Origin of the sequence: Corynebacterium sp. HMSC074A09 (assembly GCF_001811545.1) — a bacterium.
GTDB lineage: Bacteria > Actinomycetota > Actinomycetes > Mycobacteriales > Mycobacteriaceae > Corynebacterium > Corynebacterium hiratae.
Map to the genome: position 1 here is coordinate 1 of NZ_KV805142.1, position 14,108 is coordinate 14,108.

Sequence of the window (14,108 nt, forward strand, 5' to 3'; positions counted from 1 at the left end):
AATCAACGCACTCTAAAACCGGAAGGGCCAGTTTAGCCGCCGACACCCCGGCCCTCCCCAGGTGCCAATAGAAAGAACTTCCCGCTTTCACATTAAGAAAGCGGGTAGAGAAACGGCGACAATGACGCGCCAAGAGGCAATCCTCAGTTACGTTGCTGCATTAGTCAGTCGTTCCACTAAGACTGCGCATGATGCCACCAAATTCAATGTCCATATAGTGGGTGAGAATCTCGAAAATATAGTCAGAATCAAACCCACGCAAGGGACCCTTGGTACTCAGCATGGCTAGACCATGAGCGCCCGCCCACACGGAAATTACCAAGGTGAAAAGAACCCACGGAGTGCGCGGCCCGTCAACTTCATCGATTGCCTCACGCATGAGAGACATAATGAAGCCAAAAGCCCGTCCAAATTCGCTAAAGTCACGTTGGAGCTCAACCGCTTTGTTCGCGTTCGGCAAAAAGTCGTCCTCGAAGGACATGGGAACAATCGGCCCGGACGCGATCTTGATGAGAGCTTCAAAGCCCTTCGGATCAGCCAACGCATGGGAGACGTAGCCGTACCCGGTGGCCTTAATCTTGGACATTACTTTAGCGTCTTCCGGAAGCGCAGCTACCTGCCGGAAAATGAACTCATAGTTGACCTTGTCCAAATACCGCTCAAGGAAGCTGGCCAGCTCTTGATCGCTTTCAATCAGATGCTCAGCTTCCTGCACACTAAGGCCCGCCCGCTTCGCAGCACCACCGATATGAAGGCCGGTAACGCCGTGGTCAAGCGCCTCCTCAATAGCACCACGCAGCAACGCCGTACGCTGTTCATCCTCGGTTCCCCGTGGGTAATCCTTGGCCTTTGCTACCAACGCTTCCGGCTGCTCTCCCACCAAGCCATAAGGAATAGTGCGCTCGACGCGCTCTCCCCTAAAGAATGGGTAGAGGCCGACACTCAGGGTGTCCATAACAGCGCCAAATGTCTGCTTTTTCGCTGCCGGCGACAGGTAACGCAGGATTCCTTCAGCTGCCAGTTGCGTCACGCCGTGTAGGTGGGAAAAAATCGACAGCGCCGACAACAAAGTCCCATCAACATCGGGATCCACTCCGCCAGATTCCTTGATAGCCTCCTCGGTCAACTCAAAAAGAATCTGCATGATAGGACATTTTTCGACATCCCCATCAGGATTAACAAAGTCCTCTGCGGTAACGCCTACCCGAGGAGTAGCGTGAACCGCAGAAAATGCCGCAAAGGCAGAAGGATCCTCCACTGCGAAGGAGAAATACGCCAGCGCCGTGGCGCGAAGCTTATCCACGGCCGTCGCATTCTCAGGCAAACGCTGGAGATGCAGATCAACGAGTGAGGTAAGCGCCTCGTTCAGGGTGCGCTTGGTTTCCTTTACAAGCTCAGCTTCAGAGGCAAAGAGCTCTTGGGCTTCCGCTAGCGGAACATCCACTTGATCGGCCACCTCCCGGAGGCGCACCTCATCAATGCCCGCTTTGGCAATAACCCGGCCGGCCTGCTCAATAAGGAGCTGGCGCGAGGGTTGGTTACCTTGTTCCACACCTACTGAAGTAATCACAGAATTCAGCTTACCTAGGAAACAATCACTTTTAGGCCCATAAACAAAGGATAGGAATATGCACAGGTTTTCTTAAGCTTTCGCCCGCACTGTAAGACAATCCACCCCGTCACCCCAAATTCAAAGTATACGTTGCTGTAAAACTTATACAGTCCCGCCCGCTATGCGGACGGGACCCCTGAGCGTTCAGGCTACGTGTCGCACAATGCCGGAACCTTGATGTGGCTCGGAACCAAGCGCGACAATCGCTTTACTTCTGCTCATCCCCCTGAGGAGCCTCAGCGCCCTGGTTGCCAATGCGCTCATCGAGCTGGTCGCGAGCGGAGTCAATCTTATCCGCCTTATCCTCGCCCAGCTTGCCCTTAGCAAGATCTGCACCCTTATCCAGTGCGCTATCCGAAATCTGCTCGCCCTTATCGGAGTTCAGAGCATCCTTTGCCTTGTCAAAAATACCCATTACTTTGTTCCTTCCTTAAGTAAATGCTGTCCTAACAGTGGTGACCCTCACGGCCCGAGTGTGCCGGATACTGCGCAATGCCAGCGACAGTGGGAGGCGTTAGCCGACTCCCCGAGCGACAAGCACGCGCACCATGGTCGGCACATTCAAGCTGAGCGCCATCACGTCACCCCACCGTACCGACTCGCCGTGCTCTTCGCCACAAACGTTATAAATCGTTATACATCTAGAGCACGAGTTAAAGGAAGACTTTCACACACTGAGAGTTCTCAGAATCGCTCTTAAAGTCTACCCCCTCCGGTTACCCCTTTTCGTTCAACAACTTGGTGCGTGCCGCCACTCTCTCATTTGTGAACCCTTGTACTCTGGGACACAATTCACATGTGCTCATTCTTGCCGCGTCGCGCGGCACGTACTGCACAACGTCATTGACCGCTCACTTACCTTTAAAGATCGAAGTCGAAACCTCGGCGCACCACAATGCCTTCCTTTCATTCTCATTCCGCACACCAATCCGCTGCCCGGCACTCTGAAGAGCTGTCTTCCTCTGAGCTACACATTCCTTCAGTCCCACAAGGCAAATCGGTCTTTGGCCTTGTGTGGCCGGGTAAGGAACAGGCTGCGGCGCAGGCCACGAAGAAGGCCACTCGAACAAGAACACTGATGAGCGGTCCTCATTCGGCCCCCAACAGCGTGACGGTGGCAGATAATCTCGACGCCTTAAAGGATTTCATTGCACAGGGGATGAGAGCGGACATCATCTACATTGATCCGCCCTATAACACCGGCAAGGATTTTGTCTACCGCGATAATTTCCGTCAACGCCGAGAGATGCGCTCAGAGCACTTTGGACAGTGGCATGCCGAGTGGCTTTCTATGATGTTGCCACGCTTGATCCTGGCTCGTGAGGTGCTCGCCGATACCGGCTTCATCATCGTGTCCATCGGTGAGTCAGAAAGCGCTCACCTGCGCCTACTACTCAACGAGGTTTTCGGTGAGGACTGCTTCGCCGGGCAATTCATTTGGAAGAAGGGCGGGACCGGGAAGAATGATTCCAAATATGCGGTTCTCGAGCACGAGTACATCCTTTGCTATGCCAAGTCACCTTCAAATGCCGGATTCAACCTGGACTTGGAAGCGCACACTTCAACCCGCTATAACCACAGCGATGAGAAAGGGAATTATTCACTCGTGCGGTTGGATTCTAAGACCTTGGGATACTTACCAAGCCTCGACTTTCCCATCGTTGGCCCCAATGGCCACGAATATTGGCCGCACCAGCCGGAGGGCAAGTCGGGCGTCGCGCGGTGGCGTTGGGGTAAAGACAAGGTCGCTGAGCATTATGAGGAGCTGGTCTTTCGACGCGGCTTTGTCTACACCAAGAACTACGAAAAGAAGGGTGCGCGTCCCCGTTCCATTCTCGATGGAGAGCGTTTTGGGGTAACCCGAACAGGCCGTCGTGACGCCGAAGAAGCACTTGGTGTCACGGGAGTCTTCGACTTCCCCAAACCTGTGCGCCTCATCAAGCATCTACTGTCCATCACCGGCGGCACGGACGCGGTAGTCCTTGATTTCTTTGCAGGCTCAGGAACCACTGCCCAAGCCGTCGTTGAGCTCAACCGCGAGGATAACGGTCAACGCTCATTCCACTTGGTCCAAATACCCCACCCCACCGAGCCGTCTAGTGCCGCGCGCCACGCGGGTTTTGAAACGGTCGCGGATATCTGTCTAGCGCGGGTTCGCTCCCTCGATACTCCTTGTGCGCATTTCACCTTGAGGTGATAGCCCGGCTCTAGGCCACATTATGCTCTTCTGTGCCTTCGGGCCTGCCAGGGATTCCGAAGAAATCTAGCACCGCATCGGTGGCGAAGCCTTCGCCCACCTCAATTTTCGTGGAGTTGTTACCACCCGGCCACACGTGAGATCCCCCCTCAATGCGGATGTGCTGAAGCGGAGCCTGGCACCCAGTCCACGTCTCTCTGGTCGCACCGTTTGTGAGGCGCACCGACTCGACGTCGCCGCGGCACTTGTTGCGTTTCTGATGCTGCCCGAGCACCTCTGCAACGGAAGAATAAGCCGTGCCATGACGCACACCGCCTTCATAGTTGACCACGGGATCCTTAGTTCCGTGAATGTCCAAACGGCCTACCGGACGATCAGAGCAATCCGTATGGATTCCTTCGTAGTATGCAGCTGACACGGTAGCTACTGAACGAAAAGTCCCTGGCATCCGGCACGCCAAGAAGGCCGCAAACCCTCCGCCATTAGACAATCCAGCCGCGAAAATGGCATTGTCGTCCACCTCATAAGTGGCCCGCAGGCTATCCACTATTGTGCGCACAAAGTCGAGGTCTTCTTCCGCGCTCGTCACTGCGTAAGGTGCTGGGGCCCACGCCGCCTTCTCCCCAGCAGGGTAAGCCACGATGGCATCAGCAGCATCAAACTGGCTGTACTTCTCCATATTCTCAGGCGAATCCGTATACCCGTGGAAAGAAAGCAGCACCGGCCACGCGCGCTCCGGGGTGTAATTCTCAGGCACGTGAAGTAGGAAACTGCGCCCAGAGGCTAGCTTCATCTTCTTTGTGTGCCCCGGCTCAGGGCCGACGAGCATGGGCGCTACCGGGATACCGAGATCATTTGTCCATGCTGATTCAGGTGTCGGGGATGTCGGGGCTTCCTGGGATGTTCCACACGACGCCAACGCTAGCGCGCAGACAGCGCTGGCCGCTAGACCGACGAGCGTGTGCACTGGGCGCGGCCATGCTGTAGACGTTTTACCCATTGTTCCCCCTCAACACTCTCACTTCTGCGCGCCAATAAATCCTCGTCCACCTTAAAACATCGCACCGACATCTACGAACCCGCAGCGCCACGGTAAGTTTGGAAGCATCATGTGCTCTTCGCCTTCCGAACCATCTGTTTCCTCCAGCGCCTCTCCCGCTCACCCTCTGCCCGAGCACTACCCCAGCTACCGTCGGGCTTCGGGGAAGGAGGCGCCCAGCTTCGGCACTGCCCAACGACGCAGGCATTCCGCGCAAGCTTTTAGCGAAGGCGCGGAGACCTACCATGACGTGCGCCCTGGTTACCCACGCGAAGTGTCGCAGCTCATCGCTTCTGCACACACAGTTCTCGATGTTGGTGCAGGAACCGGCAAGCTCACTGAATCCCTGACCAATTCCGTCGTCTATGCCAGCGATCCATCCCCCGACATGACGCGTGTCCTGCGCCGGCTCGGAGTGCCGTGCTGGCGCGCCACCGCCGAGAACACAGCGCTCGCCAGCTCCTCCCTTGATGCCCTCACCTGCGCGCAAACCTGGCATTGGGTCGACGTCGACCAGGCATGTGCAGAATTCGACCGAATCCTTCGGCCGGGTGGCAAGGTCCTTTTGGTATGGAACACCCTTGACGTCAATGCAGACCCGTGGATCCTGCGTCTTTCCCGCATCATGCACTCCGGTGATGTCCACCGTCCCGGCTTTTACCCATCCTTTACCGCGCCGTGGACACTGCGTGAGGAGCTGCGCCTTACGTGGGAACACGAGCTCGCCCCTGAGGACCTGCATGAGCTAATGCATACTCGCTCGTATTGGCTTCGCAATGGGGAAAAAATCCACGAGCGCATGACCTACAACCTCAATTGGTACCTCTATGAGCACATGGGTTTTAAGCCCGGCCAGGTCCTGCGTATTCCGTACCGAACTGATGCTTTCGTGCTGGCGCGCTCAAGTGAGTAGCCACCTCCGTCAACCATGACAACTGTCATCCCGGATTCGTGACACCCTGTCTACGCTGTGAAAACCTTCGCGCCATAGCGTGAAGGTATGAGCACGACACGTACCACCCCACCAGCAATCGACGTCACCGCTGTAAGCAAGACCTTCAACGCCTCCTCCCGCAATCCTGTGCGCGCGCTTCACGACGTCTCTTTTAGCATTCAGCAAGGTGAAATCGTCGGCCTCTTAGGCACCAATGGCGCCGGCAAGACCACGCTGCTTGACCTCATCCTGGGGCTGACCACCCCAACCTCAGGGTTTATTAGTGTGCTTGGCGCCTCTCCATCTCATGCCTCTAAAAGTGGGCGTATCGGTGCCGTCATGCAATCTGGCGGCTTATTACCGGAGATAACCGTGAAGGAAACCCTTGAGCTTCTCGGTGCCGCGTTTCCCGTCCACCGCCCCTATCAGGAGATCATCGAGCGCGCCAACTTGGGCTCTATCCTCTCGCGCCGCGTGGGCAAGTGCTCTGGCGGCGAGCAACAACGTCTGCGCTTCGGGCTGGCCTTGTTGGGAGATCCGGAAGTGCTGCTTCTCGACGAACCAACCGCAGGCATGGACGCCGGCGCCCGCCGTCATTTTTGGGAGGCCATGCACGAGGAGGCTAACGCTGGGCGAACGATTCTTCTCACCACTCACTATCTCGAAGAGGCAGATACGTTTGCCCAACGCATCATCATGCTCAACAGGGGCGAGATTCAAGCTGATGACTCCACCGAGGAGATCCGCAATGCAAACGCCACCCGTACCATCCGTGCCAGCTTCCCCGACGGGATTCCGGACAACCTCGTGACCGGGTCTTTTCCAGGGGTGCTGTATCAAGAGCACACAGACACCGGCCTGTCCATCACGACCCGAGACTCTGATGCGCTTGCTCGCTACTTACTCACCGAAACCACGGCCCGGGACATCACGATTTCCGGCCATAGCCTCGAAGACTCCTTTATGGAGCTCTCTAACGCTTCCCCCGACACGACTACCCCATAAGGAGACCCCACGATGAGCATCAACAATGCCGTAACTCCCACGCTCGGGACAACCCTCAACTACGCGGCCCACGACCTTAAACGTCTGCGCCGCGACCTGCCCACGCTCTTTTTCAGCATCGGCCTGCCAATCATTTTCTATATCCTCTTTGGCGCGATGCAAGAGTACGGCGACATCGAATTCAACGGTGGGAATGTCGCCGCACTGGTCATGATCGGTATGGCGCTCTATGCAGGAGCCACTGGCGCTGTGGGTGCAGCCGGATCTATGGTCGCAGAGAATCGCGCGGGTTGGGGCCGCCAACTAGCGTTGACTCCCCTTCGGTCTTCCCAGCTAGCCGTTGCCAACTTTCTCAACATCGCGGTTCGCGCCATCCTGCCCATTGCCGCTGTCTTCATTACCGGTGGGCTGACCAAGGCGTCCATGCAGCCGGACCAGTGGACGCTAGCTTTTCTCATAACTGTTGTCTGCGCCATTCCCTTCGGCTTCTACGGCATGGCCTGCGCTATGCTCATTCCCTCGGAAAACACCGTCTCCGTAGCGACCTCGACCATCGTCATACTTGCGTTTGCCGGGAACGTATTCATGCCGCTGAAGGAATCGCTGTTGGAGGTAGGTCGCTTCACCCCAATGTATGGCGCGCAAGCGCTTGCCCGTTGGCCCCTTTCTGAAGGCTCCCAGATGATCAATGGCGAACGCCTCTTCATTGAGGACCCGCTCTGGTACGCATACGTTAATATCGCTGTATGGACGGTGGTGTTCGTCGGGCTATGCCTGCTTTTGCACAAGCGCGACAAGGAGCGAGCATGATGCGGAACTTCAGACCACGTGACGCTGCTTTCGCCGCTGTCTGGCTCATCTTTCTCCTACCGGTGCTGCTGCAGATCCTCCTCCAGCCCAGCTATTCCACCGCCCAGCGAACCTGGGCGGTTATTATCACCGCGGTGTTTTGTGCTGCTTACCTTGTCTCTTTCGGTACGGTGCACGACTATCCACGTGGGTGGTCCCATAACCATCGAGTAGCTATCCGGTGGGTTATTCTCGCGCTGATCGCGCTTGCCGCCGTCCCTTCTCACGGCGCCTGGATTGTGGTCTTCGTGCCCTACCTCGGGGCCTTGGTAGCCTTCACTTTGCCTCTCAAAATCGCAGCCGTGATCATCACGGTCACTGGAATCCTAGCTAGTATCCCTGTCTGGTTGTTCGATCGCCCGCGCTTCGTTGACCTCGCAATCATTCTCTTCGGGTGGCCCCTCCTTATTTTGGCGCTCGGTGCTCTCTCCCAGCGCGAAGACACCGAGACAGCTTTACGCCACGACCTAGATCTGTCTCAGCAACGAGAGGACATTGCCTCCGATATCCACGATCTTCTTGGCCATACCCTGACGGCTATCAATCTCAAGGCCGAAGTGGCCCGCCGGCTCATCGACCGCGACCCTACCAAGGCCGCTGCCGAGCTCGAGGAGATTAGTTCGCTGTCTCGGTTATCCCTTGCCGAGGTCCGCTCCACTGTTACTCGCATGAAGAACCCCACCTTTGCTGGCGAAATTCAAGCCGCGCGGCGCATTCTGGAAACCGCCGGAATCCAAGCTCACCTTCCAGAGACTCTCACCCAGCCACGGGCTCATGAAGATCTGTTCTCGTGGGCACTGCGCGAGCTCACCACCAACGTTGTACGTCATTCGGGTGCCACGCAGTGCTGGGTGATTCTCACTGAAGATTCCCTCCAGGTCACGGACAACGGCAACGGCTTCACGGAGGATGCCACGCAGGCGCTTGCCGACGGCCTCACGGGTCTCGCCGGCCTTCGCCACCGTGCAGAAGCTGTCGGTGGCGAGGTCATTACTCAGCGTGCCGGAGGTGTGACCACGGTCCTCCTCGCCTTGGGTAACCACCGGCAGATTCAACAGGTGCGATAGTTATGAGCGAACACATCCGCGTACTCATCGCCGAAGACCAATCCCTGGTCCGGGGCGCTCTCACCGCTTTGCTGAGTACCGAACCCGACATCGACGTCGTTGCCGAGTGTTCCACCGGAGCTGAGGTCGCCGCACTCGTTGCTGGGCATCAGGTAGACGTCGCTCTACTCGACATTGAGATGCCCGGAATGAACGGTATCGATGCCGCAAAGTCTATCGCCAATACTCACTGCCGCAGCCTCATCGTCACCACGTTTGGCCGTCCCGGTTACGTCAAACGCGCCCTCAACGCGGGCGTCGATGGCTTCCTCGTCAAAGACACTCCCCCGGAGGAACTCGCCGATGCCATCCGCCGCGTCCACTCGGGTCTGCGTGTCATCGATCCGCAGCTTGCTCAGGACATACTCTTTACTCCCGACAACCCGCTGAGTGAACGGGAAGTCGAGGTGTGCCGCCTACTGGTTCGCGGCCTCGGCTCCGCCGATATCGCAGCACACCTCCATCTCAGTGGAGGTACGGTGCGCAACCACGTTTCGGCCATCATGACGAAAACACAGGCAAGTAACCGCTTTGAGGCCGCGCGGCGCGCCGAGGCAAACGGCTGGATCTAGACGCTTGCGTGCTCTCAGCCCACACTAGCTATCGGCGTTGGCGGCGCTCGCGCACGCGCACCGCGATGCGCACGGGCGAGCCATGGAAACCGAAGCGCTCACGGAACTTGCGCTCCAGGTAACGGCGATAGCCCGCATCCAGGAATCCAGTGGTAAACAGCACGATGGTCGGCGGCTGCGTCGAGGCCTGGGTAGCGAACAGCACGCGCGGGAGGCGGTTGTTGTTCATCGGCGGCGGGTTCGCAGCAATCGCCTCACGCATCCAGTTGTTGAGCTGACCAGTAGACACGCGCTGGTCCCAACTCTCGAGAGCCTCAATCATGGCAGGCTCTAGCTTCTGCAGGGCGCGGCCAGTCTCCGCAGAGATATTCACACGGGTCACCCACGGCAGGTGACGCAGGTTCTCATCGATTTCGCGCTCCAAGTAGTAGCGGCGATCCTCGTCCACAAGGTCCCACTTATTGAAGGCGATGACCAGGGCCTTACCGGCTTCCAGAATCATGTTGAGGACGCGCTGGTCTTGCTCGGAGACTTCCTGGGAGGCGTCGATAAGCATGATGCATACCTCGGCCGCATCAATCACGCCGCGCGTGCGTAGCGAAGCGTAGTACTCATGGCCCTGCGCGTTCTTAACCTTCTTGCGTAGGCCCGCGGTATCGATGAATTTCCATAGGCGCTGATCTAGCTGCACCAAGGAGTCAACCGGGTCGACCGTCGTGCCGGCGGCATTGTCCACGACGGAGCGTTCCTCCGCTGTCAGCTTATTCAGAAGCGAGGACTTGCCCACGTTCGGCTTGCCCACCAGCGCCACGCGGCGAGGCCCCGAGGTAATCGAAGAATGGCGCGGCTCTTCCGGGAACAAACGCAGGATCTCATCCAGGACGTCGGCGCCGCCCCGGCCATGCTGGGCGGAGACGGGCCACGGATCGCCCAAGCCCAGCGCGTAGAACTCGGCCATGTCTGCGTACATGGTTTCCGAATCGAACTTGTTGGAGACGAGGATGACGGGCACCTCAGAGCGCTGCAGCTTTCGGGCCATGACCGCATCGGTTTCGGTGATGCCCACCTTGGTGTCCACCACGAACACGATGACATCGGCGGTCTCCATAGCCTGCTCTGCTTGGCGGGCAATGGCGGCGTGGATGCCCTTGACGTTTGGATCCCAGCCACCGGTGTCCTGAACGAAGAAGCGCTGGCCGTTCCAATCCGCCACGTAGGAGACGCGATCACGCGTCACGCCTGGGTGATCCTCCACCACCGCTTCACGGCGACCGAGGAAGCGGTTCACCAAGGAGGATTTGCCCACGTTCGGGCGGCCGACCACGGCCACCGTGCAGAGGTTTTCCTCCGTGTGCTCCTCGCCCACGCCAAAGGCGTGAGATAGCGCCTCCCACTCTTCTTCGCTGAGCGGGTTCTCACCTTCAGCGATATCTTCTTCCTCGCCGAAATCGGCTTCGCCGAACTCGGAGTCGTCGAATTCCGACTCATCGAATTCATAGTCGAAGTCCTCAGAATCGAAATCCTTCTGCGCCCACCCGCCATGCGGATCGCGCACGACCTCTTCTTCGAGTTTGCCTACCGGGTAATGAAATTCCGTCTCGAATTCTTCCGGCTGCTGTTCGGGGTTCACGTCTGGGTTCTGCGGTCCATTAGTCATGTGAGGCCTCCTTTGCGGCCGATTCTTCGACGACGGCGATGAGGGCATCGAGGACCTCGTCTGGGGTCATCTCAGAGGTATCCACGAGTACGGCGTCCTCGGCTGGGCGCAGCGGCGAGGTGGCGCGGGAGGAGTCCGCAGCGTCGCGCCGCTCGACGTCGGCAAGCACGGTGTCAAAATCCGAGTCGATGCCCGCCGCACGGTTCTGATCGTGGCGGCGCTGCGCGCGGACCTCGGCGCTGGCCGTCATGAAGGCCTTAGCGGGAGCATCAGCGAGCACCACGGTGCCGATATCGCGGCCCTCCACAATGGCACGGTGTGCCTTCGCGGCAAGGTTCCGCTGCAGCTCCACGAGGTTCTGGCGTACCTCCGGGATGGCGGAGACTGCCGACACGTTGCGGGTTACCTCGTCCTCGCGGATCACCCGGGAGACATCCTCGCCGGCAAAGATGACCTGAGTGGAATCCGGATCATCGGAGACCTCCAGAGGCAGGTTTGCGGTTGCGGCAATGACAGCGTCAGTATCCGCTGGGTCCACGCCCGCGCGCAGCACGGCAAGGGTAGCCACGCGGTACATGGCGCCGGTATCGACATACTTCGCGTCGAGGCGCTTGGCCAACGCGCGGCAGGTCGTGGACTTTCCGGTGCCCGACGGGCCATCCACGGCCAGAACGAGTCCCTGGTTTGGCATGTTTGAAATCATTACATCCCCACCGCCTTGTACAGGCTGGTTAATTCGTTGGAGTTCAATGCGCGCAAGGAGCCGGGCTTCATATCGCCCAGCTGCACGGTGTGGAGCTTGGTGCGCACAAGACGCTGGACCGGAAAGCCGGCCTCCTTCAGCATGCGGCGCACGATGTGCTTGCGGCCTTCGTGCAGCTCAAGACGCACCAGCGAATAGCCCTGGTTCTTGTCCACGATCTGCACATAATCCGCCTTCGCCGGGCCGTCTTCTAGTTCAACGCCCTCGCGCAGCTGGCGAACCAGCCTCTTATCGGCCTCACCCAAAACGGTGGCCAGGTAGGTCTTGGTGACCTCGTACTTAGGATGCATGAGGCGATTGGCCAGCTCACCGTCGTTGGTGAGCAAAAGAAGGCCCTCGGTATCCGCATCGAGGCGCCCGACGTGAAACAGGCGCTGGCCTGCCACGACCCGATCCGCTACGACATCGCCCACGCACGGACGACCCATGTCATCCGACATAGTGGACTGCATGCCGCGGGGCTTGTTGAGTACGAAGTACTGAGTTTCTTCGTTGACGTTGATGCGTGTGCCATCGACGCGGATCACGTCCGTGTTGGGGTTAACTCGGGTGCCTTGGGTGATGATGACCTGACCGTTGACCTCAACGCGGCCCTCATCGATGAGAATCTCTGCATGGCGGCGGGAGGCAACGCCGGCCTTGGCCAGCACCTTCTGGAGGCGTTCGCCTTGGTTCTGGGAATTCTTCTTAGCTTTACCGTCTACCAGCCAGTCCGCGCCCAAGTCGCGGGCGACGGAATCGGCGGTGGCCTTCTTCTTTACATGCTGATGGCGGGCCGGCTTAGCGTTCGAGACAATCATGTCGCTGTCTCGCTTTTTCTTGTCCGGTGTGCCATCGCGGCGAGCGGGTGGAGTCACGGATGTGTCCTCTCAATAGTTCTTCAATTTGCGGCGCGCGGAATCACGCCGTTGTCCGGCCGCAATCCTACCGCACGGTGGGCCTTTATGAGTAGTCCTCATCGATCTGCTCGATGTCTGGCAGCAGCGGCGCGAGGTCTGGAAGACGCTCGAGGGAATCGATTCCCAGAAGCTCCAGGAAAAGCTCAGTGGTTTCATACTGGTGTGCGTTGCCGACTGTCGGCTCGGGGCTTTCGATCTCTCGAATGAGCCCGCGCAGAAGCAGCGTGCGGACAACGCCATCGACGTTGACACCGCGAACACCAGCGACTTGGGCGCGGGTGACCGGCTGGCGGTAGGCGATGACCGCGAGGGTTTCGAGTGCGGCGCGCGAAAGCTTGGTTTGGGTCCCATCAAGCACGAACTGCTCGACGGCGTCCGCATTTTCTTTGCGGGTATAAAAACGCCATCCTTCCGGTGTCTCACGCAGGTCGATGCCAGAACCACGCTCGGTGAGCTCACGCTCCACTGCCCGCAAAGTATCTCTGACAACGGAGACCTCCGCATCTACCACGCGCGCCAGCTCTTCCGCGCTGGCGGGCGAATCGATGACCAGAAGGATCGATTCGAGGCGTGAGCGCAATTGCGGGATCAGCGGAAGAGCCGCCGGTGCGCTCGGCACTGGGGCCTCACTGTGTACTGCGGGTGACGTGTCCTCCATGAGTCGGTAGCGTACCTTAATCCCAGTTCGCCGCCGCAACAACGGCCGGATCCACGTCGAGCCCTGTCCACGACAATTCCAACGGGCCTAAGGATTCGGGTTGGGACGCATCCACAGCCTTGGCTTTGTACAGCTCCAGCAACGCCAAGAAGCGGCCCACGATTTCCATGGAAATGGTGCAGTCCCGCGTTAACGCATCAAAGCTCATCCACTGCCCTGTGCCTAACAGCTTGAGAGTGGTGAGGATTTTTCCAGCCTGTTCCGGCACAGAGACCGCGACCTGGTGGATGTGACCGGTCGCGACTTCCTCGGGAGGCTTGGGGCGGAATACCCCGGCGGCGAGCTCCGCGAACGTGGCTGGGGTGTGTCCAAGTTTGACAGGTGGAAGAAGCTCGCTGAAGCGCTCCTCCATCGCCACCGCACGTGGATAGCGGCGCTGGGCGCCGCGCTGCCACTGCGCAAACTGGTCAGCGACCTGCTTATAAGCCTTATACTGCAGCAACCGCGCGAAAAGCAGATCTCGGGTCTCCAGCAGTTCGAGGTCCTCAAGGTCATCGACCTCGCCGCGCGGCAATAGACGCGCCGCCTTCAGATCCAACAGCGTAGCGGCGATGAGCAGAAATTCCGTCGTCTCGTCCAGGTCCGCGGTCTCCCCCAACGCTCGGGTATAGGCCACGAACTCATCGGTAACCTCAGACAGCGCCACCTCGGTGACATCTAGCTTCTTCGCTTGAATGAGCTGGAGCAGCAGATCGAACGGACCCTCAAAATTGCCCAGCGCGATGCGAAAGCCGGTGATCTCCGGTTGGGTCATAAT

14 protein-coding genes are annotated in these 14,108 nt (G+C 58.6%); 6 read left to right on the plus strand and 8 right to left on the minus strand.

All coding sequences use genetic code 11. From position 1 onward, the window contains the following. Window positions 1-160: 160 nt before the first annotated feature. Both HMPREF2807_RS04500 and HMPREF2807_RS04505 read right to left on the minus strand, forming a co-directional pair. Complete coding sequence (locus HMPREF2807_RS04500) at window positions 161-1,570, minus strand: TetR/AcrR family transcriptional regulator (protein WP_049154974.1); 1,410 nt, start codon at window positions 1,568-1,570, stop codon at window positions 161-163. Window positions 1,571-1,820: 250 nt separating this feature from the next. Beyond that, window positions 1,821-2,027: an antitoxin gene (locus HMPREF2807_RS04505; protein WP_070510775.1), complete on the minus strand. Its 207-nt coding sequence runs from the start codon at window positions 2,025-2,027 to the stop codon at window positions 1,821-1,823. Between the two features lie 663 nt (window positions 2,028-2,690). Here HMPREF2807_RS04505 and HMPREF2807_RS04510 point away from each other — a divergent pair. Next, window positions 2,691-3,809 (plus strand): site-specific DNA-methyltransferase, encoded by a 1,119-nt coding sequence (locus tag HMPREF2807_RS04510; RefSeq protein ID WP_232751623.1) that lies wholly within the window; start codon window positions 2,691-2,693, stop codon window positions 3,807-3,809. 10 nt (window positions 3,810-3,819) lie between these two features. On the opposite strand, the gene HMPREF2807_RS04515 is transcribed toward HMPREF2807_RS04510, so the two are convergent. Next, complete coding sequence (locus HMPREF2807_RS04515) at window positions 3,820-4,809, minus strand: CE1 family esterase (protein WP_083306681.1); 990 nt, start codon at window positions 4,807-4,809, stop codon at window positions 3,820-3,822. Window positions 4,810-4,918: 109 nt separating this feature from the next. Between HMPREF2807_RS04515 and HMPREF2807_RS04520 the strand changes: the two genes are divergently transcribed. From HMPREF2807_RS04520 to HMPREF2807_RS04540, 5 genes are all read left to right on the plus strand, one after another. After that, a complete protein-coding gene (locus HMPREF2807_RS04520) occupies window positions 4,919-5,761 on the plus strand; it encodes a class I SAM-dependent methyltransferase (protein WP_070510777.1) in 843 nt (280 codons plus the stop codon). An 87-nt stretch (window positions 5,762-5,848) separates the two neighbouring features. After that, entirely contained in the window at window positions 5,849-6,787 is a 939-nt protein-coding gene (locus HMPREF2807_RS04525; protein ID WP_187357519.1) for an ABC transporter ATP-binding protein, read from the plus strand. Between the two features lie 12 nt (window positions 6,788-6,799). Further along, complete coding sequence (locus HMPREF2807_RS04530) at window positions 6,800-7,597, plus strand: ABC transporter permease (RefSeq protein WP_070510779.1); 798 nt, start codon at window positions 6,800-6,802, stop codon at window positions 7,595-7,597. Then, window positions 7,594-8,703 (plus strand): sensor histidine kinase, encoded by a 1,110-nt coding sequence (locus tag HMPREF2807_RS04535; RefSeq protein ID WP_118853188.1) that lies wholly within the window; start codon window positions 7,594-7,596, stop codon window positions 8,701-8,703. Before HMPREF2807_RS04530 ends, HMPREF2807_RS04535 begins: the two co-directional genes overlap by 4 nt. A gap of 2 nt (window positions 8,704-8,705) precedes the next feature. Beyond that, the gene (locus tag HMPREF2807_RS04540; protein ID WP_046649239.1) at window positions 8,706-9,314 is read left to right on the plus strand and encodes a response regulator transcription factor; all 609 of its coding nucleotides are present in this window, start codon (window positions 8,706-8,708) and stop codon (window positions 9,312-9,314) included. A 28-nt stretch (window positions 9,315-9,342) separates the two neighbouring features. Here the strand turns inward: HMPREF2807_RS04540 and der are convergent, their stop codons facing one another. The 5 genes from der to HMPREF2807_RS04565 all read right to left on the minus strand — a co-directional run bounded on the left by der (window position 9,343) and on the right by HMPREF2807_RS04565 (window position 14,105). Then, window positions 9,343-10,971, minus strand: a complete 1,629-nt coding sequence (der, locus tag HMPREF2807_RS04545) for a ribosome biogenesis GTPase Der (protein ID WP_070510781.1) — start codon at window positions 10,969-10,971, stop codon at window positions 9,343-9,345. Continuing rightward, window positions 10,964-11,674 (minus strand): (d)CMP kinase, encoded by a 711-nt coding sequence (gene cmk, locus HMPREF2807_RS04550; protein WP_049154964.1) that lies wholly within the window; start codon window positions 11,672-11,674, stop codon window positions 10,964-10,966. The genes der and cmk overlap by 8 nt, the downstream gene beginning before the upstream one ends. Then, the gene (locus tag HMPREF2807_RS04555) at window positions 11,674-12,591 is read right to left on the minus strand and encodes a pseudouridine synthase (protein WP_046649236.1); all 918 of its coding nucleotides are present in this window, start codon (window positions 12,589-12,591) and stop codon (window positions 11,674-11,676) included. Before HMPREF2807_RS04555 ends, cmk begins: the two co-directional genes overlap by 1 nt. Before the next feature lie 85 nt (window positions 12,592-12,676). Then, window positions 12,677-13,291, minus strand: a complete 615-nt coding sequence (gene scpB / locus HMPREF2807_RS04560) for an SMC-Scp complex subunit ScpB (protein ID WP_070510783.1) — start codon at window positions 13,289-13,291, stop codon at window positions 12,677-12,679. 16 nt (window positions 13,292-13,307) lie between these two features. Next, complete coding sequence (locus tag HMPREF2807_RS04565) at window positions 13,308-14,105, minus strand: segregation and condensation protein A (RefSeq protein WP_070510785.1); 798 nt, start codon at window positions 14,103-14,105, stop codon at window positions 13,308-13,310. Window positions 14,106-14,108: the final 3 nt, after the last annotated feature.